The sequence below is a fragment of the Microvirga vignae genome (genome assembly GCF_001017175.1).
Lineage (GTDB): Bacteria > Pseudomonadota > Alphaproteobacteria > Rhizobiales > Beijerinckiaceae > Microvirga > Microvirga vignae.
This window is the reverse complement of the sequence record NZ_LCYG01000004.1, coordinates 164,293-187,475: the sequence shown is the minus strand read 5'-3', so window position 1 is coordinate 187,475 and position 23,183 is coordinate 164,293. Positions and strand designations below refer to the sequence as shown.

The 23,183-nt window shown below is 62.8% G+C and carries 21 protein-coding genes; 10 read left to right on the top strand and 11 right to left on the bottom strand.

The window, feature by feature from the left end:
• From AA309_RS01635 to eno, 4 genes are all read right to left on the bottom strand, one after another.
• The coding region (locus AA309_RS01635) for a thiamine pyrophosphate-dependent enzyme (protein WP_047187231.1) at positions 1-689 on the bottom strand (689 nt) is incomplete at its 3' end.
• A gap of 171 nt (positions 690-860) precedes the next feature.
• Positions 861-1,175 (bottom strand): FtsB family cell division protein, encoded by a 315-nt coding sequence (locus AA309_RS01630; protein WP_047187230.1) that lies wholly within the window; start codon positions 1,173-1,175, stop codon positions 861-863.
• Between the two features lie 378 nt (positions 1,176-1,553).
• Complete coding sequence (locus tag AA309_RS33985; protein ID WP_047187229.1) at positions 1,554-3,296, bottom strand: calcium-binding protein; 1,743 nt, start codon at positions 3,294-3,296, stop codon at positions 1,554-1,556.
• Between the two features lie 263 nt (positions 3,297-3,559).
• Positions 3,560-4,843, bottom strand: a complete 1,284-nt coding sequence (gene eno, locus AA309_RS01620; protein WP_047187228.1) for a phosphopyruvate hydratase — start codon at positions 4,841-4,843, stop codon at positions 3,560-3,562.
• Positions 4,844-4,968: 125 nt separating this feature from the next.
• On the opposite strand from eno, the gene queF reads away from it, so the two are divergent.
• Positions 4,969-5,421, top strand: a complete 453-nt coding sequence (gene queF, locus AA309_RS01615; RefSeq protein WP_047187227.1) for a preQ(1) synthase — start codon at positions 4,969-4,971, stop codon at positions 5,419-5,421.
• On the opposite strand, the gene AA309_RS01610 is transcribed toward queF, so the two are convergent.
• Both AA309_RS01610 and kdsA read right to left on the bottom strand, forming a co-directional pair.
• Entirely contained in the window at positions 5,406-6,575 is a 1,170-nt protein-coding gene (locus tag AA309_RS01610) for an MFS transporter (protein WP_047187226.1), read from the bottom strand. The genes queF and AA309_RS01610 overlap by 16 nt on opposite strands.
• Positions 6,576-6,700: 125 nt before the next feature.
• Complete coding sequence (gene kdsA / locus AA309_RS01605; protein WP_047187225.1) at positions 6,701-7,549, bottom strand: 3-deoxy-8-phosphooctulonate synthase; 849 nt, start codon at positions 7,547-7,549, stop codon at positions 6,701-6,703.
• Positions 7,550-7,834: 285 nt separating this feature from the next.
• On the opposite strand from kdsA, the gene AA309_RS01600 reads away from it, so the two are divergent.
• Positions 7,835-8,104, top strand: a complete 270-nt coding sequence (locus AA309_RS01600) for a hypothetical protein (RefSeq protein ID WP_047187224.1) — start codon at positions 7,835-7,837, stop codon at positions 8,102-8,104.
• Here AA309_RS01600 and AA309_RS01595 read toward each other — a convergent pair.
• Both AA309_RS01595 and AA309_RS01590 read right to left on the bottom strand, forming a co-directional pair.
• Positions 8,101-8,502, bottom strand: coding sequence for a DUF350 domain-containing protein (locus tag AA309_RS01595; RefSeq protein ID WP_047187223.1), 402 nt, complete (start codon positions 8,500-8,502; stop codon positions 8,101-8,103). The genes AA309_RS01600 and AA309_RS01595 overlap by 4 nt on opposite strands.
• 51 nt (positions 8,503-8,553) lie before the next feature.
• Positions 8,554-9,417 carry a VOC family protein gene (locus AA309_RS01590; protein WP_047187222.1) on the bottom strand — a complete coding sequence of 288 codons (864 nt, stop codon included), beginning with the start codon at positions 9,415-9,417 and terminating at the stop codon, positions 8,554-8,556.
• 162 nt (positions 9,418-9,579) lie between these two features.
• On the opposite strand from AA309_RS01590, the gene AA309_RS37140 reads away from it, so the two are divergent.
• Entirely contained in the window at positions 9,580-12,009 is a 2,430-nt protein-coding gene (locus tag AA309_RS37140; RefSeq protein WP_150117351.1) for a calcium-binding protein, read from the top strand.
• A gap of 69 nt (positions 12,010-12,078) precedes the next feature.
• On the opposite strand, the gene AA309_RS01580 is transcribed toward AA309_RS37140, so the two are convergent.
• The 3 genes from AA309_RS01580 to tpiA all read right to left on the bottom strand — a co-directional run bounded on the left by AA309_RS01580 (position 12,079) and on the right by tpiA (position 15,278).
• Complete coding sequence (locus AA309_RS01580) at positions 12,079-13,707, bottom strand: CTP synthase (protein WP_047187221.1); 1,629 nt, start codon at positions 13,705-13,707, stop codon at positions 12,079-12,081.
• A gap of 106 nt (positions 13,708-13,813) precedes the next feature.
• Positions 13,814-14,230, bottom strand: coding sequence for a preprotein translocase subunit SecG (secG, locus tag AA309_RS01575; RefSeq protein ID WP_047187220.1), 417 nt, complete (start codon positions 14,228-14,230; stop codon positions 13,814-13,816).
• Between the two features lie 280 nt (positions 14,231-14,510).
• On the bottom strand, positions 14,511-15,278 hold the full coding sequence (gene tpiA, locus AA309_RS01570; RefSeq protein WP_047187219.1) for a triose-phosphate isomerase: 768 nt from the start codon (positions 15,276-15,278) through the stop codon (positions 14,511-14,513).
• Positions 15,279-15,425: 147 nt separating this feature from the next.
• Here tpiA and AA309_RS01565 point away from each other — a divergent pair, with 147 nt between their 5' ends.
• Genes AA309_RS01565 through AA309_RS01535 form a run of 7 tightly spaced genes read left to right on the top strand, consistent with a single transcriptional unit; the run spans position 15,426 to position 23,078 of the window.
• On the top strand, positions 15,426-17,312 hold the full coding sequence (locus AA309_RS01565) for a SurA N-terminal domain-containing protein (RefSeq protein ID WP_244470215.1): 1,887 nt from the start codon (positions 15,426-15,428) through the stop codon (positions 17,310-17,312).
• Between the two features lie 3 nt (positions 17,313-17,315).
• Positions 17,316-18,836, top strand: coding sequence for an anthranilate synthase component I (gene trpE, locus AA309_RS01560; protein ID WP_047187217.1), 1,521 nt, complete (start codon positions 17,316-17,318; stop codon positions 18,834-18,836).
• 55 nt (positions 18,837-18,891) lie between these two features.
• Positions 18,892-19,509 (top strand): anthranilate synthase component II, encoded by a 618-nt coding sequence (locus tag AA309_RS01555; RefSeq protein ID WP_047187216.1) that lies wholly within the window; start codon positions 18,892-18,894, stop codon positions 19,507-19,509.
• An 18-nt stretch (positions 19,510-19,527) separates the two neighbouring features.
• A complete protein-coding gene (gene trpD, locus AA309_RS01550) occupies positions 19,528-20,541 on the top strand; it encodes an anthranilate phosphoribosyltransferase (RefSeq protein WP_047187215.1) in 1,014 nt (337 codons plus the stop codon).
• 10 nt (positions 20,542-20,551) lie between these two features.
• A complete protein-coding gene (gene trpC, locus AA309_RS01545; RefSeq protein ID WP_047187214.1) occupies positions 20,552-21,352 on the top strand; it encodes an indole-3-glycerol phosphate synthase TrpC in 801 nt (266 codons plus the stop codon).
• Positions 21,349-21,825, top strand: coding sequence for a cyclic pyranopterin monophosphate synthase MoaC (gene moaC / locus AA309_RS01540; RefSeq protein WP_047187213.1), 477 nt, complete (start codon positions 21,349-21,351; stop codon positions 21,823-21,825). The genes trpC and moaC overlap by 4 nt, the downstream gene beginning before the upstream one ends.
• Complete coding sequence (locus tag AA309_RS01535; RefSeq protein ID WP_047187212.1) at positions 21,822-23,078, top strand: molybdopterin molybdotransferase MoeA; 1,257 nt, start codon at positions 21,822-21,824, stop codon at positions 23,076-23,078. Before moaC ends, AA309_RS01535 begins: the two co-directional genes overlap by 4 nt.
• Positions 23,079-23,183: the final 105 nt, after the last annotated feature.

Below are 23,183 nucleotides of genomic sequence, written 5' to 3'. Positions count from 1 at the left end.
GACACGCCGCGCTTCGAGAAATCGGTCTGCGCCGAGGCGCGGCTCACCGCCGTGCCCATGGCGTAGCGGTTGTTCTCGATCACGTAGACGACAGGCAGCTTCCAGAGCTGCGCCATGTTGAAGCTCTCATAGACCTGGCCCTGGTTGGCAGCGCCGTCGCCGAAATAGGTCAGGCTGACATTGCCGTTCTCGCGGTAATGGTTCGCGAACGCGATGCCGGTGCCGAGCGACACCTGCGCGCCGACGATGCCGTGGCCGCCATAGAAGTGCTTCTCCTTGGAGAACATGTGCATGGAGCCGCCCTTGCCTTTCGACAGGCCACCGCGGCGTCCGGTCAATTCGGCCATGACGCCCTTCGCATCCATGCCGCAGGCCAGCATGTGGCCGTGATCACGATAGCCGGTGATCACCTGGTCGCCCTCTTTGGTGGCCATCTGCATGCCGACGACGACGGCCTCCTGGCCGATATAGAGGTGGCAGAAGCCGCCGATGAGGCCCATGCCGTACATCTGGCCGGACTTCTCCTCGAAGCGACGGATCAGCAGCATGTCATTGTAGGCTGCGAGATCCTGGTTCTTGTCGAATTGGGGGGTATTGGGAGCAGCTCCGCGCGCAGAGCCTTTGCTGGAAGTGGACTTGTTAGCCGCGCCTGCACCGGCACGGCCCGCCTTGCGGGCAGCAACAGCCATCGGTTCCTCCGAAGGGTTTCCTCGACGAAAGTTCTAGCGCAGTCGATACCGGAAAGCGAGAGGCCCAAATGATGTTTTGCGCTGCACAATAAATCGTGCAACGTACTGTAATATCAGCAGAATAGTCGATTAACAAGAATTCAGTTAAGCAGTTCTTTGGGGCTAACTTGGTTAAGGGCCTGTGATGATGACGAGATCGTTACGATGTACGCGGCCCAGCATGACTCGCGCCCGCTCCTCCAGGAGATCGCGGTCGATCTGGTCACTTCTCAACAACGCAATACGGCGCTCCCAGTTCGTTCGCTCCGTCTTGAGAGTATCGAGTTCCTTGTTCAATTCGGCCACTTCGGCTTCGTATTGCTGCTGGGCCTCGATGCCGCGCGCACCGCTATGGGCGTGGTGAACGAAGTACGCGGCGACAGCCGCCGAGATGCTGTAGAGCATCAGCGGAATCAAAAATCGTCTCAGTCGCCTGCGGATCACCATGGGGTGAGATCTACACCCGGCATGGTTAAGAAGGGGTTAGGAACAAGGCATCGAGGTTGTTCCAGCATGTCGCTCCGCCCTCGTGCCGCCGTTCCGCTCGGGATGGCCGCACAAGTCCGCCATGACGAGGAGGACGGCTCATGCTACCGGAATGACAGAGGAGCGCTGTGCCTCCCGTCATCCCCAGCCCTCACCTCGTCATCCCCGGGCTTGTCCCGAGGATCCAAGTCTTGGGTAATGCACCGGTTGAAGACGTGGATGGCCGGGACTGATCCCCGGATCAAGTCCGGGGACGGCCAGGACGGGCGGAGAGTCTCTTAAAAAGAAAAGGGCCGCTCGAAGCGGCCCCTTCTTCATCCGTCGTCGTCTTATGTCTCATCAGATGACGGTGAACTCGGAATAGGTGAGAGCCGCCTTGTTGGTGAACTGGGCGATCAGCACCTTCGCGGCCGCGCCCGAGCCGTCCGGGTCGTAGTAGAGACAGCCCTTGGCCCGGTCGTAGATCAGGTGATCATCGGCATCGAGAGCCTTGGTCCCCAGCACGAACTTCGCGCTGCTCAGGCGGCCCGCCGGACCCAGCTTGCTCATGTAGCGGTTGTCGAGCTGGAGGCTGTCATAGGCCTTGTTGTAGTCGGTGATCTGGTCGACGTTGGCGCTGCCGAGCCGGTCCCTGAACACGAAGGTGTCGTTGCCCGCCCCGCCCGTCAGCACGTCCTTGCCGGTGCCGCCGTCGAGCGTGTCGTTGCCGGCATTGCCCTTGAGCGTGTTCGCCAGCGTGCTGCCGGTGAAGCGGTCGTTCCCTGCGCCGCCGGAAAGGTTCTCGATGCCGAGATAGATGTCGGCGCCGTAGGCGCTGCTCTGGGCACCGGTGCGGGCGAGGCTGATGTCGGCGCCGGCCGAGCCGGCAAAGCTCACCGTATCGAAGCCGGCGCCGCCGACGAGGCGGTCGTCGCCGTCGGCCATCTCCTGCACCAGCACATCGTTGCCGCTGGCGCCGTCGAGGGTGTCGTTGCCGAGCTTGCCCCAGAAGGTGTTGGCCGCGCCGTCACCGGTGAAGGTGTCGGCCAGAGCAGTGCCGATGAGGTTCTCGATGCCGATGAAGGTGTCGTTGCCGTAGCCGGTGTCCTGGGCCGCTTGGCTCGCCAAGTTCACCACCGCGCTTACGTTGATCACAATGCGGCCGAAGCCAGAAACGAGAGGCGTAAAGGTGACGGTGTCGATGCCAGAGCCGCCATCGAAGATGTCGTCGCCTTGATAGCCGAACAGGGTGTCGTTGCCGTTGCCGCCGATGAGGGTGTCTTTGCCGATACCACCTTCGAAGACATTTCCGGCATCATTGCCGATCAGCTGATAGTCGCCGTTGAATACCGTGACGTTCTCGATGCTGACGAGGGTGTCGAAGCCCTCGCCGGTATCCTGCGGGCCCGAGATCCGCAGATCGATCGTATGGGTTCCAGCGGCAGAATCAGTAAACAGAGCCCTATCCTGTCCGCCGCCGCCGTCGAGAAGGTCGTCGCCGGTTGCGCCGTAGAAATGCTCCGATCCTGCGCCGCCATAGGCACGGTCGTCGCCGTTTCCGAGTGAGATAAGCTTTTGAGCAAAGCCGTTGCGGCCGTAATAGATATCGCGCCCATCCCCAAGGTAGATTTCCCCTCCGCGGATGACGCCCTCGTTGATGATCGTGTCGGCGCTGGAGGAGCCCCCGATCGCATCGCTTGTAAAATCTGTCCCGTCTCCAGACTGAATCGTGCCTCTGTTGATGAGGTACAGTGAAGCGGAACTTCTAACCGCTGCGTTGGCCCCGGAGATCGTGCCGTCATTCTCGACGAAGTTCGGTCCGGCATTTTCAAGGTACAGGCCTATATTGTTAGATAGGACGGTGCCCGTGGCTCCGATGCTCACACTTGCCGATCCTGCGGACCAGAGTGCAGATCCGAGTACGCCGCCTGCAGCGACCGTGCCGAGGATGTTGATGGTAGCGCCGGCAGCGGCATCGATGGCATGCCCAGTAGCTAGCGAGACCGAGATGCTGCCGGTTGGGGCGACGAGCAGCGACTCGTTCGCTCCTACGGTCCGGGTCGCGGTCTCGGCGGTGCTGACGGTGTAGGTGTAGGTGGTCATGGCATGTTCCGGAAAGCCTCAGAAGAGTTCGTTATTAATATAACGTTTCACGTTCTGGAACAAGCCAAGAGCTTTTGCGGCTGCTCAGAGGAAGTCCAGAGCACTGGAGCAACCTGCGAGAGCGCTCTGAAGGCATTTCCGGTCGAATTGCATCGCAATGAAAAGGCCGCTTCGGGACCTCGATCTCCGAAACGGCTTATATTGCAAGGAGTTAACGAAGGTGATCCCGGCGCCTCACCTTCGTTAACTGAAATGTAGTTATCTTACGCCAAGGCCTTCAGTGCAGCGCGGCCAGCGTACCTGGCCTGGGAGCCGAGCTCCTCCTCAATGCGGATGAGCTGGTTGTACTTGGCCAGCCGGTCCGAACGGGCGAGCGAGCCGGTTTTGATCTGCCCGCAATTGGTCGCGACGGCGAGATCCGCAATCGTGGAATCTTCCGTCTCGCCCGAGCGGTGGGACATGACGGCGGTGTAGCCGGCGCGGTGGGCCATATCGACGGCGGCGAGCGTCTCGGTGAGCGAGCCGATCTGGTTCACCTTCACGAGGAGCGAGTTGGCGACGCCCTTCCTGATGCCTTCAGAGAGACGATTCACGTTGGTGACGAAGAGATCGTCGCCGACGAGCTGGCACTTGGAGCCGATGAGGTCGGTCACGGCCTTCCAGCCCTCCCAATCGTCCTCGGACATGCCGTCCTCGATGGTGGCGATGGGATAAGCGGACACGAGCTTGCCTAAGTACTCGGCCTGCTGCTGCGGCGAGAGTTTTTGGCCCGTGCCTTCATAGTGATAGGCGCCATCCTTGAAGAACTCGGTGGCGGCGCAGTCGAGCCCGATCACCATGTCCTGGCCCGGTTTGTAGCCGGCTTGCTCGATGGATTTCATGATGAAGTCGAGCGCTGCCTCGGCGGAAGGCAGGTTCGGGGCGAAGCCGCCCTCGTCGCCCACGTTCGTGTTGTGGCCGGCATCCTTCAGGGCCTTCTTCAGGGTGTGGAACACCTCGGCGCCCATGCGCACGGCTTCCGCCAGGGTCGGCGCGCCGACCGGCATGATCATGAACTCCTGGAAGTCGATGGGGTTGTCCGCGTGCGCACCGCCGTTGATGATGTTCATCATCGGAACCGGCAGAATTCGGGCCTGCGTGCCGCCTACATAGCGGTAGAGCGGCAGGGTCGAAGCCTCGGCGGCCGCCTTCGCGACGGCGAGCGACACGCCGAGGATCGCGTTGGCGCCGAGGCGGGCCTTGTTCGGGGTGCCGTCGAGCTCGATCATGGTCTCGTCGATGGCGACCTGCTCCTCGGCGTCCATGCCGCCGATGGCCTCGAGAATCTCGCTGTTCACGGCATCGACGGCTTTCAGAACGCCCTTGCCGAGATACCTGGACTTGTCGCCGTCGCGCAGCTCGACCGCCTCGTGTGCGCCGGTGGACGCGCCGGAGGGAACGGCCGCACGGCCCATGGAACCGTCTTCGAGGGTGACATCCACCTCGACCGTGGGATTGCCACGGCTGTCGAGGATCTGGCGGGCGAAAACGTCGATGATCGCGGTCATTAAGCTGACTCCTGGGGCTGAAGGGCGGCCGGTGCGGCCTCACGTCATGAAAAGGCTTATTGACCGAAATGCTGAACCGGGCAAGGACGAGAGCAATCTAGAAGGTCTTGATCCAAGGTGAAAATATGACGACGGAGCCCCATCTCCAGCTCGGTCAGGCGAGCGCCCTGCCCCAGACGCCGGAAGAAGCGCAGCTCGACCGGGTGCCGAACCCGCATCCCGACACGGATTATCTCGCCCGCTTCACGGTGCCGGAATTCACGTCGCTCTGCCCGGTGACCGGCCAGCCCGATTTCGCGATCCTCGTGATCGACTACGTGCCGGGCCCGTGGCTCGTCGAGTCGAAGTCGCTGAAGCTCTACATGCACAGCTTCCGCAATCACGGCGCGTTCCACGAGGATTGCACGGTGGCCATCGGCAAGCGCCTCGCCGAACTGCTGGAGCCTCGCTACCTGCGCATCGGCGGCTACTGGTATCCGCGCGGCGGCATTCCGATCGACGTGTTCTGGCAGACCGGCGAGTTGCCGAAGAACCTCTGGCTGCCCGATCAGGGCGTTGCGCCCTACCGGGCCCGTTGAGGAGCCGGACGCCTCAGGACGAGCGAGGCGTTCAGGCCGACTCCCAAGATGACGAGGGCGGCAATGGCGGTCGAGGCCGTGAGGCCGACATGGCGCAGGCCGAAGCCCATCAGCACCACGCCGAGCGCCTGACCGCAGAAGAACGAGAACGCGTGGAGCGCGACCGCTGAGGCGCGCGCTTCCGGCGCCACCTCCGTCACCTGCGCCTGAAAGGTGTTGTGGAGCATGTAGAAGCCGAGGCCCATGAGCAGCAGGGCCATGAGATCGAGCTTCCAGTCTCCGGCAAATCCCAAGGCGACCAAGGCCGCAGCCGCAAGGAGGCCGCCGCCGATGAGGATGCGGCTGAGTCCCAAATTCTTCAGCATCCAGGTCACAAGGGTGGAATAGACGAGACCACCGATGGCAAAGCCCCCGATGGCAAACCCGGCCTGGGTCGCCCCGCCTCCGCCACGCTCCTCAAGCAACGGCGCGATATAGGGGAAAACACTGAAGATTGCTGTCGCCTCCACGAAGACGGAGCCGAAGAGGAACAGCGCACGGGGATTGGACAGGATGCCCCGGTAGCGCAGAAGCGCCGTTCTGGGATCGAACTTGCCGCCGGGCAAAGCTCCCCGGAAACCGATGACGGTGGCGGCCAGCGCACAGGCCAGCATGATCGTGGACAGGCCGAACACGCCGCGCCAGCCGATCCATTCCGCCAGAAGGCCCGCGAGCGACGAACCCGCCAGCTGACCCATGATGACGGCCACGAGGTAGCGGCTGAGCGCAACCTGGCGCTGGGCCATTTCCACACGGTCGCCGATGAGTGCGATGGAGAGCGGCACCGCTCCGCCAGCGGCGGCTCCTGCAACGATGCGCAAGGCGAAAAGCGTCTCGGCATTGGGTGCGAAGAAGGACCCGGCGAGCGCCAGGAGGAGCAGCGCGAGCGCCACCTTCATCACGCGCTCCTTGCCGAGCGCATCGCCGATGGGTCCCAGGATCGGCTGGATGAAGGCGTAAGGCAGCGCGAAGGCAGCCGAGAGCAACGCGATGGTCTGCGCCGTGGAGTTGAGGTCCCGGGCAATCACCCCGACCATGGGCTCGACCGCGCGGGCGGAGAAGGTGCTGGCAAAGCCGCTGACGGCGAGGATCAGGATGAGATTGCGGGAGGACATGACGCTCTAACGAAGAAAGCCGCGAGATGGAGCCTTATCGCTCCATATCACGGCCCTGTCGCAGGGGGAGATGTAGGTATGCACAGCTGCCCCACGACCATGTCATGGGATTGTCGGGGCCGGACTTATTTCGCCCTGCCCTTGGCGAGCTCGTCGAAGGCCTTCAGCTGGGCAAGCAGGCCGTCCAGCTCCTTCAGCGGCACCATGTTGGGACCGTCGGAGGGAGCCGTGTCCGGGTCCTGGTGGGTCTCGATGAAGATGCCCGCCACACCCACGGCGACCGCAGCACGGGCCAGAACCGGCACATATTCCCGCTGGCCACCCGAAGTCGTGCCCTTGCCGCCGGGCTGCTGCACGGAATGCGTGGCGTCGAAGATCACCGGCGCGCCGGTTTCCGCCATGATCGGCAGGCTGCGCATGTCGGAGACGAGCGTATTGTAGCCAAAGGAGGCTCCGCGCTCGGTGAGCATCACGTTCGAATTGCCGGCAGCCTTCACCTTGGCGGCGACATTGGCCATGTCCCAGGGGGCCAGGAATTGGCCCTTCTTCACATTCACGACCCGGCCCGTCTTGGCGGCGGCGACGAGAAGATCGGTCTGGCGGCACAGGAAGGCCGGGATCTGGAGGATGTCGACCACCTCGCCGACGGCAGCGCATTGGTCGTTCTCGTGCACGTCGGTGATGACGGGAAGGCCGAACTTTTCCTTCACCTCGGCGAAGATGCCCAGCGCCTTGTCGAGACCGATGCCGCGGGCGCTCGAAATCGAGGTCCGGTTCGCCTTGTCGAAGGACGACTTGTAGACGAGCCCGAGACCGAGCCTGCCTGTGATCTCCTTGAGGGCTGCGGCTATCTCGAGCGCGTGATCGCGGCTCTCCATGGCGCATGGGCCTGCAATGATGCTGAGCGGCAGGTGATTGCCGAAGCGGACGGGGCCTGCCTCGACGACGGCGGGGGTGATTTTCGTATCGGTCATGCACCGTCTCTAGCCGTTCTGGCGCAGCAAGCAAAGTGGCGAGATGCCTCCTTTTTCCCCTTCAAGGCAAGGCCGTTGTTAAGCCGGAACGCTTCGGAGGCAGCCTCTATGACCAGGGCCGAAACTTTAACCAAGCTCTTCAGAATGTTCTTCTGCGATGAAATTCGAATTTACTTAGGGTTAGGCGATGCCATACTATGACATGAGAGGGAAAATAAGAAAAAACATCTGCGGCCAGTCCCGATCTGACCTCTTTACTCTCGGGGCAGCGCGTGGGAGGTTCCGATGTCAGAACAAAGCAAAATCGAAGAACTTCTGGGTCTGCGAAAAGCTCTTGGTTTCAATCAAAACCAAATGGCCCATGTGATCGACGTGAGCCTGCGAGAATACCAAGCCTTGGAATGGGGAGAGAAAGAGATTCACGATCTCTACCTCAGAGCCCTGGAGCGTATTGCCATGCAATATGCCGTTCACCTTGAGGATCCAAGACTGGTTCCTCAAGCGATCCGTGACGATGTCGTCAAGCTCGCGAAAATCGTGGCAGCGACTTCTTAGAACGTCATCGACGCCGCGTTGATGATGCCGGCCGACAGCGAGGCTGCGCCCAAGAACAGGGCGGCGGCCATCTCGCCGGAAGCGATCCGTTGGGAGAGATTCGGCATCACGATGCGCACGAGCCAGTACACGACGATCTGAACCGCCAGCGCCACAAGGCCCCAGACGAGCAGGTCCGGAATGCTCTGCGCATGCACGATGGCGCTGCCGAGGGGAAGAGCAAAGCCGACGAGGCTGAAGCCGAGGGCTGTCGAGGCCGAGATCACGTTCTCTCTGATCAGGGCGAACTCGTTATGCATCGTCGCCACCGTGTAGGTACCGAGATACAGCGCCACGAGCGCAACGGCGATGACGAAGAAGATCAGGAAGTCGAGCAAGCCCGCCAGAATTGAAGTCACGATAAGCCCCTACGATTCACTAACAGGATCGTTACAGGGTTATGGTTAACATCACGTTGCTTCGAAGGCTATCGCGACACCGAAGGCCGCACTCGCCGGCACGACAAGCCGGCTGCCGACGTGCTGGTAAGGAACTTCCGCCGCATCGAGGCGCTTGGCCTGTATGTGAATGTCTTCCACACGCACAGCGAATGCGACGAAGGACGGCTGATCCAACTCGGCTTCGACCGAGATATAGGTTTCACCAGCATCGTCCGGCGTCATCACATCGAGATGCGCATCGGCGAGCCGGAACGAGAGATCATGCAAGGCCGGACTCGTTGGAATTGAGCCGGTAAAGTCCGTCAGGAACTTCTTGCAACGATCCGGCTCCGGTGCCGCGAGGGCGACCGTCGCCAAACCCGTGGCCCCATTATCATGAACCTGAAAAGCCGGGTTCCAGAAATTTTCTGGATAATGCTGCTGGCACACGAAGAAACCTGCCTTCGGTGCGGACGGGTCCGCTGCAAAGGCCAGCGTGAAGGCCACCTTGGTTTCGCTGCCGTCAGGCTTCTTGCCGCCGCGCTCAAAGTGGAACGGCTCGAACGCGCCGATGCCATTCTGGGCGAAGGCAGCAGCATCCCTCTTGGCATCCCGGCTATCGAGGACCAGCATTGCGAGACCTTCGCGATGCCGCAGGTAATCCTGAACGAAGGCTCCGAAGCCGAAGTGCCCTGGCTTGTGCGGCGGGATCTGAGCCCCCTCGCCCACCGTGATCAGCTCAAGGAACGTGCCGGGAAACTGCACGAGCCTGTTTTCCGTACCCCAGGAATGCCGGTTGCGCGCGCCGACCTGAAAACCGAGACGCCGATAGAAGTCAGCGACTTTGTCGAGGTCGTGAACGGCGATGACGAGGTGGTCGATCCGGCGGGTCATGAATCCTCTATCTGAGTCTCAAGGGTACGGGGACAAGGGCGCCGAGAATAGAACAGGCTCCAGCGAAGAGAGTTGCGCCCGATATACGAAGCTATATAACATGTCTTTATCTTTCCGGCCCGCGGAATGGCCGCAGTTTCCCTTTGAGAAGCGAGAATCCCTATGACTATCTCCGTTATTACGGCCGGCGACGAGAAGCTGGTCAACACGGTTACGATAAACCCACAGGATAGTCCCAGCATAACAGTGCTCGCCGATGGCGGCTGGGTTGTGGCCTGGGTGAGCGCGGGCGATGTCTACCAACAGTGCTACGGTGCTCAAGGTTCTCCGGTTGGTGGACAGACCAGGATCAACACTACAAATATCGACACGCAGCAAGCCCCCGTCCTGACGGCGCTAGACGATGGCGGCTGGCTCGCAACATGGCAATCTCGCAATCAGGACGGATCGGGCTTTGGGATCTACCAGCAGCGCTTCAATTCGGACGGCGTACCCCAATTCCTTGACGGCTCGAACAGCCCGCAGGACCGGCTGATCAATACCACCACGACCAGCGACCAACTGAACCCGAGCGTTACCACGCTTCCACTTAATCCCGACGGGTCGGGCGGGGGCTGGGTCGTCACCTGGGAAGGTCCCGGATCCAACGGCCAGGAAATCTACCAGCAGCGCTATGCTCAAGACGGCGTGCCGATTGGCGTAGAGAGCCAGGTCAATACGTTTGCTGTCAATTCTCAGATGACACCCAGTGTGACAAGCCTTGCGGATGGCGGCTGGGTCGTCGCGTGGGAGTCTGGCGATATCCGGCAGCAGCGGTATGACGCGAATGGCAATCCCGTAGGGGGAGAAGTCACCATTTACTCATCCAGCAGTACAAGTTTTTTCGGACTGGTCCCCAGCGCGGCAGCACTCGCCGATGGCGGATGGGTCGTCACGTGGGAGATCCTAAACGATAAGGATGGGTGGGGGCGTGGTATCTATCACCAGCGCTTCGAGAGCGATGGCGATCCCGCCGGCACGATGACCATGGTGAATGCAACGATCGCTGGTGATCAACGGAATCCGAGCGTCACTGCGCTCGCTGACGGCGGCTGGGTCGTCATGTGGGAATCTGAGAAGCAGGACGGATCAGGCTTCGGAATCTACCAGCAGCGTTATTCCGCGGACGGGGCTTCGATCGGCGGCGAAATCCTCGTAACGACAACGACGATAGGTGATCAAACCGCTCCTCAGGTCACCGCCTCGGCCGACGGAAGCTGGCTGGTCGCCTACACTTCTTACAATCCGGCAACCGCCAGTACGGATATTTTCCTGCGCCATTTCACGCCGACACCTGACGAGGCGCTGAGCAGCGGCAGCGATACCGCCACAGGCACCGACCTCAGCGAAACACTTTTCGTTACGCCTGCGACACTCAGCACCGGAGACAAGATTTCCAGCAATGGTGGGGTTGACACCATCGCCATGAGCGCAGCCGGAATCTTGGATCTCACCGTCCCGGCAGCCTTGTCGGGCTTCGATGTCATTCGCGGTTCCGCGGGTAACGATACGATCGTCACGAATGCGGCGCGGCTCGCGGATTTCGCCGTCATCGACGGTCGCGAGGGAACGAATGTGCTCCAGCTCTCCGGCAACGCCTTCGACCTGAGCAACAAGACGTTCCTGAACGTCGGCATCGCGCTGACAGACGCTGCCGGAACGGATGTCACGGTCAACGACAGGACGATTGCATCCTTGCTGGACGGAACAGCCGGCACGGCGGACAGGGTGGTCCTCGTCGCCGATGCTTTCACCGTTCGCGAGCGCGGCCTGCTCTTCCAGCACGGCATCGAGACCGTCACCGACAGCAGCGGCACCTACTTCCTGGCTGGGAGTACAACCGAACTTGCCGCTTCAGGAGCCGAGATAGGCACGCTTGCGACGAGCCCGGGCACATTCACTTATGTCCTGCTGGACGACGCCGGCGGGCGCTTTACTCTCAGCGGCGATAAAGTCGTGATCAGAAATTCCTCGTTGCTCGATTATGAACAGGCGCAAAGCCATCAGATCAGGGTTCGTGTCACGGATGGGAATGGGCAGAGCGTGGACAAGACGTTCGTCGTCATCGTGGACGACCGCGCTACGGAGGTGACTGTGGGAAGCTCCGCTGCCGACAGGTTCGTCGGTGGTGGCGGCAACGATCGTCTGGGCGGCGGTCTGGGCAATGACACGCTGATCGGTGGCAGCGGAAACGACACTCTTTCGGGCGGGAGCGGCAAGGACACGCTCACCGGCAACAGCGGCAGTGACAAGTTCCTGTTCGACGTGGCGCCGAACAGGCTCTACCCCGACACGATCACCGACTTTTCCTCGGTCTCTGACTCATTCCAGCTCAAGCGGACGATCTTCGAGGCGATGCCGAAGGGCACCCTGTCGAGCAACGCGTTCGTTCTGGGCAAGGTCGCCAAGGATGTGGACGACCGCATCATCTACGACAAGGGGACCGGCAGCCTTTATTACGACGCCGACGGTACGGGCCGGATCGGCGCCGTGAAGATCGCCACACTCATCAACAAGGCGACCCTCTACCACCACGACTTCATCGGGATCTAGAAGAAAAAGGCCATGGCTGAGTTGCGCTCAGCCATGGCCTCGAACATGTCGATATCTTCCGTCCGAGCGTTAGACCAGCCGGCTCTGCTCCACGGCCGCGTGGATGAAGCTCTTGAAGAGCGGGTGCGGCTCGAAAGGACGCGACTTCAGCTCCGGATGGTACTGGACGCCGATGAACCAGGGATGGTCCTCGTATTCCACGATCTCAGGCAGAACGCCGTCGGGCGACACGCCGGAGAAGCGCAGGCCCTTGGCCTCCAGCTGCTGGCGATAGGACATGTTGACCTCGTAGCGGTGGCGGTGGCGCTCGGAAATTTCCGTGCCGCCATAGATCTCGGCCACCTTGCTGCCGGGTGTGAGCTTCGCCTGATAGGCGCCAAGGCGCATGGTGCCGCCGAGGTCGCCGCCCACCACGCGCTTCTCGAGTTCGTTGCCGCGCAGCCATTCGGTGAGGATGCCGACGACCGGCTCCGGCGTGGGGCCGAACTCCGTGGAGTTCGCGTCCTTAATGCCGGCAAGTGAACGGGCCGCCTCGATCACGGCCATCTGCATGCCGAAGCAGATGCCGAAATACGGCACCTTGCGTTCGCGGGCGAACCGCGCCGCCCGGATCTTGCCTTCCGCACCGCGCTGGCCGAAGCCGCCCGGCACCATGATGCCGTGGATGCCTTCAAGGAACGGAGCCGGATCCTCGTTCTCGAAGACCTCGCTCTCGATCCAGTGCAGGTTCACCTTCACCTGGTTGGCGATGCCGCCGTGGTGCAGCGATTCGATGAGCGACTTGTAGGCGTCTTTGAGGCCCGTGTACTTGCCGACGACGGCAATGTTCACCTCGCCTTCGGGGTTGTGCACGCGCTCGGAAATCTTGGTCCAGCGCGACAGGTCCGGAGCCTTTTCGTCATTGAGACCGAAGGCTGCCAGCACTTCGCTATCGAGCCCTGCCTGATGATACGCGAGGGGCACGTCGTAGATCGAACGGGCATCGCGCGCCTCGATCACGGCGGTCTCACGCACGTTGCAGAACAGAGCAAGCTTGCGGCGCTCGTCCTTCGGGATCTCGCGGTCCGTGCGGCAGAGCAGGATGTCGGGCTGAATGCCGATGGAGCGAAGCTCCGCGACGGAGTGCTGGGTCGGCTTCGTCTTCAGCTCGCCCGCTGAGGGAATGAACGGCAGGAGCGTCAGGTGCACATAGATCGCCTGGCCGCGCGGCAGGTCGTTGCCGAGCTGGCGGATCGCCTCGAAGAACGGCAGTCCCTCGATGTCGCCGACCGTGCCGCCGATCTCAACGAGCACGAAGTCAAAGCCCTCGTTGCCGGTGAGCACGAAGTCCTTGATGGCGTTCGTGACATGCGGAATCACCTGGATCGTGGCGCCGAGATAATCGCCACGGCGCTCCTTGGTGATGATATCGAGATAGATCCGGCCTGTGGTGATGTTGTCGGCCTTGGTGGCCGGAACGCCGGTGAAGCGCTCGTAATGGCCCAGATCCAGATCCGTCTCGGCACCGTCGTCGGTCACGAAGACCTCGCCGTGCTGATAGGGGCTCATCGTCCCCGGATCCACGTTGAGATATGGGTCGAGCTTACGAAGCCTGACCTTGTAGCCGCGAGCTTGGAGAAGCGCTCCCAGGGCCGCCGAAGCCAGACCCTTGCCGAGCGAAGACACCACGCCGCCGGTGATAAATACGTACCGCGTCATGGACCCCTATCCATCAATAAGGAGCGCCGATTCGCAATCGCGAATCGTGCCACTCCAAAACCATCCACAAAAGAAGAGGGCCGGAGTTCCGGCCCTGCTGCTTGGCTTACTGCTGAGGCGCTGCGGGCGCCGGCGTCGGAGCGCCAGGAGCCGGAGTTGCCGGAGCCGCCGGCTGCTCGCCCTGGAGGCGTTGCAGCTGCTCGAGCACGTTGCTGCCCTGCGGAGCCGCAGGGGCCTGCTGGCCGGCCGGGGCCGTCGGGGCAGCGCCGTCAAGGATCGAACGAGGACCACGCCCGCTCGTCGCCATGACGGTCAGTGCGATGCTCGTCACGAAGAACAGGCCGGCGAGAATCGCCGTGGCACGGGTGAGCGCGTTGGCTTGGCCGCGACCGGTCATGAAGCCGGACACACCGCCGCCGCCGCCGCCGAGACCCATGCCGCCGCCCTCGGAGCGCTGCAGGAGAACCACGCCGATCAAGGCGAGCACGATGATCAGGTGGACAATAATGAGAACTGTTTGCATCGTTCCAAAAACCTCAAGCGGCTGCGCTTGAAATGCGTCAGCCGCTCGCAATCCGTTCGTTGCGGCGGCCTGTAGCATAGGTGGGCGCAGGATCAAAGACCCGCAAGGGCGCTTTTATTGTTGAAGTGCCCTCCCCGTACACCCCCTTCACCTCGTCATCCCCGGGCTCGTCCCGGGGATCCCCCGTCTTAAGAGACGCAGCGGCTTGAAGACGAGGATGGCCGGGTCAAGCCCGGCCATGACGAGGAGAGACCATGACGGGTTGGGCGCACGGTTCGGGCTATCCCAGATAAGCCCCGGCAATCGCCAGGAAATCGGCGGCAACCAGGCTAGCGCCGCCGACGAGGGCACCGTTCACGTTCTCCACGGACATCAGCTCGGCGGCGTTCGAAGGCTTCACGGAGCCGCCATAGAGGATGCGGACTTTGGCGTGGTCGGCCTTGCCGACGAGGCGCTTGAGCTCTTCGCGGATGGCGGCATGCACCTCGGCCACGTCTGCCGCCGTTGGGGTCAGGCCCGTGCCGATGGCCCAGACGGGCTCGTAGGCGACAACAAGGTTGTGGCTGTTGGAATCGACCGGGATCGAGCCGCGCAGCTGCTTGCGAACGACAGCGAGCGTCTTGCCGGCCTCACGCTCCTCCCGGGTCTCACCCACGCAGACGATCGCCGTCAGGCCAGCACGATGAGCCGCGACGGCCTTGACGCAGACATCGGCGTCCTTTTCCTTGTGGTACTGGCGGCGCTCGGAATGGCCGACGATCACATAGGTTGCGCCGGCATCGGCCAGCATCTCTGCCGAAAGATCGCCGGTGAAGGCGCCCGATTCCTTGGCATGGCAATCCTGGCCGCCGATACCGACTCGGGAACCAACGCAGGCGACCGCAAAACTGTGCACAAGGGTTGCCGGCGGGCAGACCACGAGGTCGACTTTGGCCTTCAGGCCTGGGGTATAGCCAACCTGAATCTCGCTCAAGACCTCGTTCGAGGACTTGAGTCCGTTCATTTTCCAGTTCCCCGCCACCAATGGGCGCGGCCATTCGACGCTCATTCCAGGACTCCTGTCATGCTTGATAACTTGGCACTAGCAGAGCCTTAAGGCTTCTTTCAACCGGACTTGCCCTTTTCCCCGGGCCTTTGATGGGATATCGGCCTGTTAAACGAGTTTTTTGAGAACGGGTTCACGATGCTTCGGAACATGCGCAAGGCTGGGCAGACCCTGGTCGGCAAAATCATCGCTACCGTGTTTTTCGTGGGGTTGATCATCAGCTTCGCGATCTGGGGGATCGGTGACATCTTCCGTACGCGACCGGAATCGACGGTGGCCGAGGTTGGCGACACCTCCATCTCCATCAACCAGGTTCGCAATGCCTACACTAACCAGCTTCAGCAGCTGGGCCGTCAGTTCCGCACGGTGATCACCCCCGAGCAGGCCCGCATGCTCGGCGTCGACCAGCAGGTGATCAACACCCTCGTCACCGAGGCCGTGATGGGCGAGGAGGCCAAGCGCTTGGGGCTCTCCGTCTCCGACGAGCTCGTCGCGCGCTCCATCATGGAGAACCCCGCCTTCAAGGGGGCGGACGGACAGTTCAACCGTGCCCTGTTCGATCAGGCGCTGCGCAATGCAGGCCTCGCCGAGCCCGGCTTCGTGCAGGAGCAGCGCGCCGCTATGACCCGCCTCCACCTCGCCGAGGCGATTGCCGGCGACGTCCCGGTTCCGGCAGCCGCCAAGGAGGCCCTGCACCGCTACACCAACGAGCGCCGCGGCGCCGCCTATCTCATGCTGACCCCGGCCGTCGCGGGCGATATCCCCGCCCCAACCAACGAGCAGCTGCAGAGCTTCTATGAGGAGCGCAAGGGCACCTACCGGGCTCCCGAATACCGTGCCGTGAACGTGATGGCGCTCGATGCGGCCGCCATCGCCAAGCCCGACGCGGTGTCGGACGCTGACGCCCGTCAGCGCTACGAGCAACAGAAGGCGAAATACGGCCAGCCGGAACGCCGGACGATCCAGCAGATCCCTTTCACCGCGATGGAGGATGCACAGGCTGCTTCGACCAGGATCAGGGAAGGTGCCGATTTTGCAGCTGTTGCCGCCGATCGCGGCGTCTCCGCCTCGGGCCTGGAGCTCGGCACCTTCACGAAGGCCGAGATGCTCGACCCCGCCGTGGCCGACGCCGCCTTCAGCCTCCCGCAGGGCGGCGTGAGCGAACCGATTCAGGGCCGGTTCGGCCCGGTGATCCTGCGCGTCACGCAGATCCAGCCGGAATCCGTCCGCGCCTTTGAAGAGGTGGCCGCAGAGATCCGCCAGGAGGTCGCTCGCGAGCGCGCCCAGAGTCAGATCGAGAAGATCCACGATGAGATCGAGGATCTGCGCGCCGGTGCGAAGCCGCTCGCCGATATCGCCAAGGAAAAGGGCCTCACCCTGGTCCAGATCCCGGCCATGGACGCTCAGGGCCGCGATAAGGCAGGCAATCCTGTGAACGCTCCTGAGCGCGATGCCGTGTCCAAGGCGGCCTTTGCCTCCGACATCGGCGTCGACAACGAAGCCCTGCGGGTCGCTTCCGGCTATGTCTGGTATGACGTGACCGGGATCGAGCCCTCCCGCGAGAAAACCCTCGACGAGGTGCGCGATCAGGTGGCGACGCAGTGGCGTGAGGATCAGGTGGCTCAGCGCCTCTCGGAAAAGGCACGCCAGCTGACGGAGCGTCTCGAGAAGGGCGAGGCCATCGAGGCGGTGGCGCAGGAAGTGAATGCGCAGGCCAAGACCGTGACCGATCTCGCGCGCGGCTCCGCCAAGGATGACCTCTCCGCAGAGGCCGTGAACCGTATCTTCGCCATCCCCGTGGGCAAGGCAGGCAATGCGGCGAATGCTGCCGACACCCGCGCCGTATTCAAGGTCACGGCTGCCACCGTGCCGCCGCTCGCCACCACGACGCAGCAGGCGCAGAACATCGAGAACCAGCTGCGCAACGGCATGGGAGACGATCTGATCAACCAGTACATTGCGCAGGCCCGCCAGGATCTCGGCGTCACGATCAACCAGCAGGCACTGCAGCAGGCCGTCGGCAGCGGTGAATTCTAGTCCATGAGCATTGCGCCCGATTTCGAGACTTTCGTGAAGGCCTATGAGGATGGCGAGGCAGGTGTCCTGCGCGCCACTCTCGTCGGTGATCTTCTCACCCCCGTCGCAGCCTTCATCAAGCTGCGGTACCACCGGAAAGGCTCGGCCTTTCTGCTGGAATCCGTCGAGGGCGGCGCCACGCGCGGCCGCTTCTCGATGATCGGTCTCGAACCGGATCTCATGTGGCGATGCCAGGACGGCGTCGCTTCCATCGATCGCAATGCTCTCACGCGCGACAAGCACTTCGTCACCGATGAGCGCCCTGCCCTCGAGAGCCTGCGTGCGCTGATCAAGGAGAGCGCCCTGCCGCTCTCCGACGATCTGCCCCCTATGGCGGCGGGTCTTTTCGGCTATCTCGGCTACGACATGGTGCGCCTGATGGAGCGATTGCCAGAACCGAACCCGGACGTGCTGAAAGTGCCGGATGCCATTCTCATCCGTCCGACGATGATGGTGGTGTTCGATGCGGTGAAAGACGAGATTTCGCTCATCACCCCCGTGCGTCCGCAATCAGGCATCTCTGCGAAGGCAGCCTATGAGGCAGCGCTCTCGCGCCTCGATGAGGTGACACAGGCGCTCGAACAGCCGTTGCCCATCGAGGATCGCAACGATCTCACGTCCATCCATTTCGATCCACCGGTGTCGAACACCACGCCGGAGGAGTTCGAGGGCATGGTGGCGAAGGCAAAGGAATATATCCGCGCCGGTGACATCTTTCAGGTGGTGCTCTCCCAGCGCTTCGAGTCAGCCTTCCCGCTGCCCGCCTTCGCGCTCTACCGCTCGCTGCGTCGGGTCAATCCGGCCCCGTTCCTCTGCTATCTCGATTTCGAGGACTTCCAGATCGTCTGCTCCTCGCCGGAGATCCTGGTGCGGGTGCGCGACGGCAAGGTCACGATCCGCCCGATCGCCGGCACGCGGCCGCGCGGTGCGACGGCGGTCGAGGACCGCGCGCATGCTGAAAGTCTGCTCGCCGACCAGAAAGAGCGCGCCGAACACCTGATGCTCCTCGATCTCGGCCGCAACGATGTGGGTCGCGTGGCCGAGATGGGCACCGTGCAGGTCACGGATTCCTTCTTCCTCGAATATTACAGCCAGGTGATGCACATCGTCTCGAACGTGGAAGGTCGCCTCGACCCCTCCTTCGATGCGCTCGATGCCCTGATCGCTGGCTTCCCGGCAGGCACGGTCTCCGGCGCGCCGAAGGTGCGCGCCATGCAGATCATCGACGAGCTGGAGAAGGACAAGCGCGGGCCCTACGCAGGCTGCATCGGCTATTTCGGTGCCAATGGCGAGATGGATACCTGCATCGTGCTGCGCACCGCCGTAGTGAAGGACGCCCGCATGGCGGTCCAAGCAGGCGCGGGCATCGTCTACGATTCCGATCCGGCCTCCGAGCAGCAGGAATGCATCAACAAGTCCAAGGCCCTGTTCCGGGCGGCCGAAGAGGCCGTGCGGTTCGCAAGCCAGGCGAGGATCGGCCAATGAAGGCGTCAACGCTTCCCTTGACCGAGCCCGTTCATTACGCGAACGTCGGTGCGCTATGACCCGCGTTCTCGTCATCGACAATTACGACAGCTTCACCTGGAACCTGGTGCACCTGCTGGGCCCGCTCGCAACCTCGGTCGAGGTGGTGCGCAACGACGCCATCACCACGGACGAGGTGCTGGCCTCCTCGCCCGACGCCATCGTGCTCTCGCCGGGCCCCTGCACGCCGAACGAGGCCGGCATCTGCCTCGATCTCGTGAAGCGCGCCTCGCCCACGATCCCGACCTTCGGCGTGTGCCTCGGCCTGCAGACCATCGGCCAGGTCTTCGGCGGCACGGTTTCCCGCGCCCCTCTGCCGATGCACGGCAAGGTGTCCGAGGTGGAGCACAGCGGACAGGCGGTATTTCGTGGCATCAACGGCCCCTTCAAGGCGACCCGTTATCACTCGCTGATCGTGGACCGGGAAACCTGCCCGGCAGACCTCGCCGTGACGGCTGAGACCGCGGACGGCCTCGTGATGGGCCTGTCGCATCGCTCGCTCCCGATCCACGGCGTGCAGTTCCACCCCGAGAGCATCCTGTCGGAGCATGGGGTGACGATCATGCGGAATTTCTTCGATCTGGCGGCTGTCTGGCACGCTAAACATCGCCCCGGCGGCGCAAGCGCCGCTTAACCCCAAGGCATAGACCCGATGGAATCCTTCAAATCCTATCTCGCTAAAGTCGCTACCGGCGCATCGCTGACCCGTGACGAAGCGCGGTGGGCATTTGACGACCTCCTCTCAGGCGAAGTGACACCGGCCCAGGCCGGTGCATTCCTGATGGCCTTGCGCGTCCGTGGCGAGGCGCTTGATGAAATCGTCGGCGCGGTAACGGCCATGCGCGGGCGCATGCTGCCGGTGAAGGCGCCTGAGAATGCCATCGACATTGTCGGTACGGGCGGCGACCATTCCGGCAGCTACAACATCTCGACTCTCGCCTCGATCATCGTCGCGTCCTGCGGCATCCCGGTCGCCAAGCACGGCAACCGCGCGGCCTCCTCGAAATCCGGCACGGCGGATGTGCTCTCGGCTCTGGGTGTGAAGCTCGGTCTCGACCCGAAAGGCCTGGAGCGCTGCCTCAATGAAGTGGGTCTCTGTTTCATGTTCGCCCAGACGCATCACGCCGCCATGCGCCACGTCGCACCGGTGCGCGTGGAGCTCGGCACCCGCACGATCTTCAACCTGCTCGGCCCCCTCGCCAATCCTGCAAGCGCGAAGTATCAGCTTTTAGGGGTATTCTCAGAAGCCTGGCTCGATCCGCTGACCCAGGTTCTGAAGGAGCTCGGCTCCCGCAAGGTATGGACCGTGCACGGCTCGGATGGTCTCGATGAGATGACCACCACAGGCCCGACCTTCGTGGCGGCGCTCGAGGACGGCGCGATCCGCCGCTTCACCGTGACGCCCGACGAGGTGGGTCTTCCGACCGCAAGGCCCGAGGATCTGAAGGGCGGCGATCCTGAGCACAATGCAAAGGCGTTGCGCACCGTTCTCGATGGTGCGCGCAATGCCTATCGCGATGTGGCGCTCCTCAACGCTGCCGCCTCCCTCGTGATCGCGGATGCCGCGGCGAACCTTCGCGATGGTGTCGAGCGCGCCTCGCAGGCGCTCGACAGTGGCGCGGCCAAGGGCACGTTGGAGCGCCTCGTCAAAGTCTCGAACGCGTGAGGCTTTTTCGATGAGCGACGTGTTGAGCAAGATCGAAGCCTATAAGCGCCAGGAAATCGCGGCGGCGAAGGCGGCCGTTCCTTTGGAAGAGATGAAGCGCCTCGCCCTTCAAGCCTCACCCACGCGTGGTTTTGCGAAAGCCATCGAGCGTCATTTCACTGAGGGCCGCCCGGCCCTGATCGCAGAGGTGAAGAAGGCAAGTCCTTCGAAAGGCCTGATCCGCGCCGATTTCGACCCGCCGAGCCTCGCGAAAGCCTACGCGGAAGGCGGGGCGACCTGTCTTTCAGTGCTCACGGACGGGCCCTCGTTTCAGGGCAGGCCCGAATACCTGAACCAGGCCCGCGAGGCCTCCGGATTGCCTGCGCTGCGCAAGGATTTCCTGTTCGAGCCGTATCAGGTCTACGAGGCCCGCGCCTGGGGCGCGGATTGCATTCTCGTCATTATGGCGAGCGTCTCCGACGATGAAGCGCGTGCGCTCATCGACACGGCGCACGAACTCGGCATGGATGTGCTGGTCGAGGTGCATGACCGCGCAGAACTCGAACGCGCGATCCCACTTGGCACGAAGCTGATCGGCATCAACAACCGCAATCTTCGCACCTTCGAAGTGTCGCTCGCAGTGAGCGAAGAGCTTGCGCCACTCATCCCGTCCGACCGCATCATTGTCGGAGAGAGCGGCATCTTCACGCTTGAGGACATCATGCGTCTCCGGCAAGTCGACATCCGCGCCTTCCTCGTGGGCGAAAGCCTGATGCGTCAGGCGGATGTGACGGCGGCCACCAGGCGTCTTCTGTTCGGCGAAGCGGCATGACGAAGCTCACGCATCTCGACGCGAGCGGCGAGGCCAACATGGTCGATGTCTCGGAGAAAGACATCACCAGCCGCACCGCGATTGCCGAAGGATGCGTGGTGATGCAGCCCGAGACCCTGGCGCTGATCCGCAAGGGTGACGCCAAGAAGGGCGACGTGCTCGGCACCGCGCGGTTGGCAGGCATCATGGCCTCCAAGCGCACGCATGAGCTGATCCCACTCTGCCATCCGCTGTTGATTTCCAAGGTGAAGGTGGACTGCGCCCTCGATGACAACGTTCCCGGCGTGCGCGTGACGGCGGAGGTGAGAGTGTCGGGCCAGACCGGCGTAGAGATGGAAGCACTCACTGCGGTCTCCGTCGCGTGTCTGACGATCTATGACATGGTGAAGGCCGCCGACAAAGGCATGCGGATCGAAAATGTGCGGCTTCGCATGAAGAGCGGCGGGCGCTCAGGAGTATACCAGGCACCATGAGCTTGATCCCGGTCGAAGATGCTCTGTCCCGCGTGCTGGCAAGTGTCGAACGGCCGGTCTCCATCGAGCATGTGCCGCTGAGCGAGTGTGCGGGACGCGCATTGGCCCAGGACATGAGCGCGCTGCGCGACCAGCCACCCTTTCCGGCCTCCGCCATGGATGGCTATGCGCTGCGCAGCGTCGATGTGGACCACGTGCCGACAAGTCTTCAGATGATAGGCACGAGCGCGGCCGGACAGCGTTTCTCCGGCGCTGTCGGATCGCAGCAGGCCGTGCGCATCTTCACCGGCGCGCCTTTGCCGGATGGCGCAGACACCATCGTGATCCAGGAGGACACGGAGGTTTCCGGGGACCGCGTGATCGTCAAGGAGCGCCCGCGCCATGGTCAGCACATTCGCAAAGCCGGCCTCGATTTCGCGGCTGGCGATGTGCTGCTCCAGGCAGGCCTTTGCCTCGATGCACGCCACATCGCACTTGCCGCCGCCATGGGACACGGAACGCTGCCCGTGCGGAGGAAACCTCGCGTCGCTATTCTCGCAACCGGGGATGAGCTGGTGCGCGCAGGCGAACTGGCGGGCCCGGATCAGATCACAGCCTCGAGCCTTCCTGCTACCGCCGTGATGGCAGAGAAAGCCGGCGCCGAAGCCATCGATCTCGGCATCGCCCGCGATACGCTCGAATCCTTGGAAGAGCGCATCCAGGCCGCGCGCGATGCAGGTGCGGACATTCTCGTGACACTGGGCGGCGCATCGGTCGGCGAGCATGACCTCGTGCAGAAGGCGCTGCAGTTCCAGGGCATGGAACTCGGCTTCTGGCGCGTGGCCCTGCGCCCTGGCAAACCGCTGATGCATGGCAAGCTTGGGGACATGCTGCTGCTGGGTCTGCCCGGCAATCCAGTCTCGACCCTCGTTTGCGCCGTCCTGTTTCTCGTCCCCGCTATTCGCGCGCTGCTTGGCGATGCGCAGCCCGACGCCGACCCGACAGAGACCGCCATCCTCGGTGCGGATCTCCCCGCCAACGGCCCAAGGCAGGACTACATGCGCGCCTCGCTCGCATGGGAAGAGTTCGAAACCTCCCTCACCCAACGCACCGAGCGCATGCCGCTGCCCGTCGCAACGCCGCATCTGATCCAGGATTCGTCGATGCTGAGCATCCTCGAACGCTCCGATGCTCTCCTGGTCAGGCCGCCTCACGCGCCCGCCGCCCAAGCGGGAGAGCCCTGCCGGATCATCCGGCTGGAGCGGTTTTGCTGATGGTTTGAAGCGATATCTTTCCCGGCCGGAGTGAAGCGGACGAAAAGGGAAACCATCGCGAAACACGTGAGAGTGAATCGTCTTCCCAATCTTGCGGGCCGACGG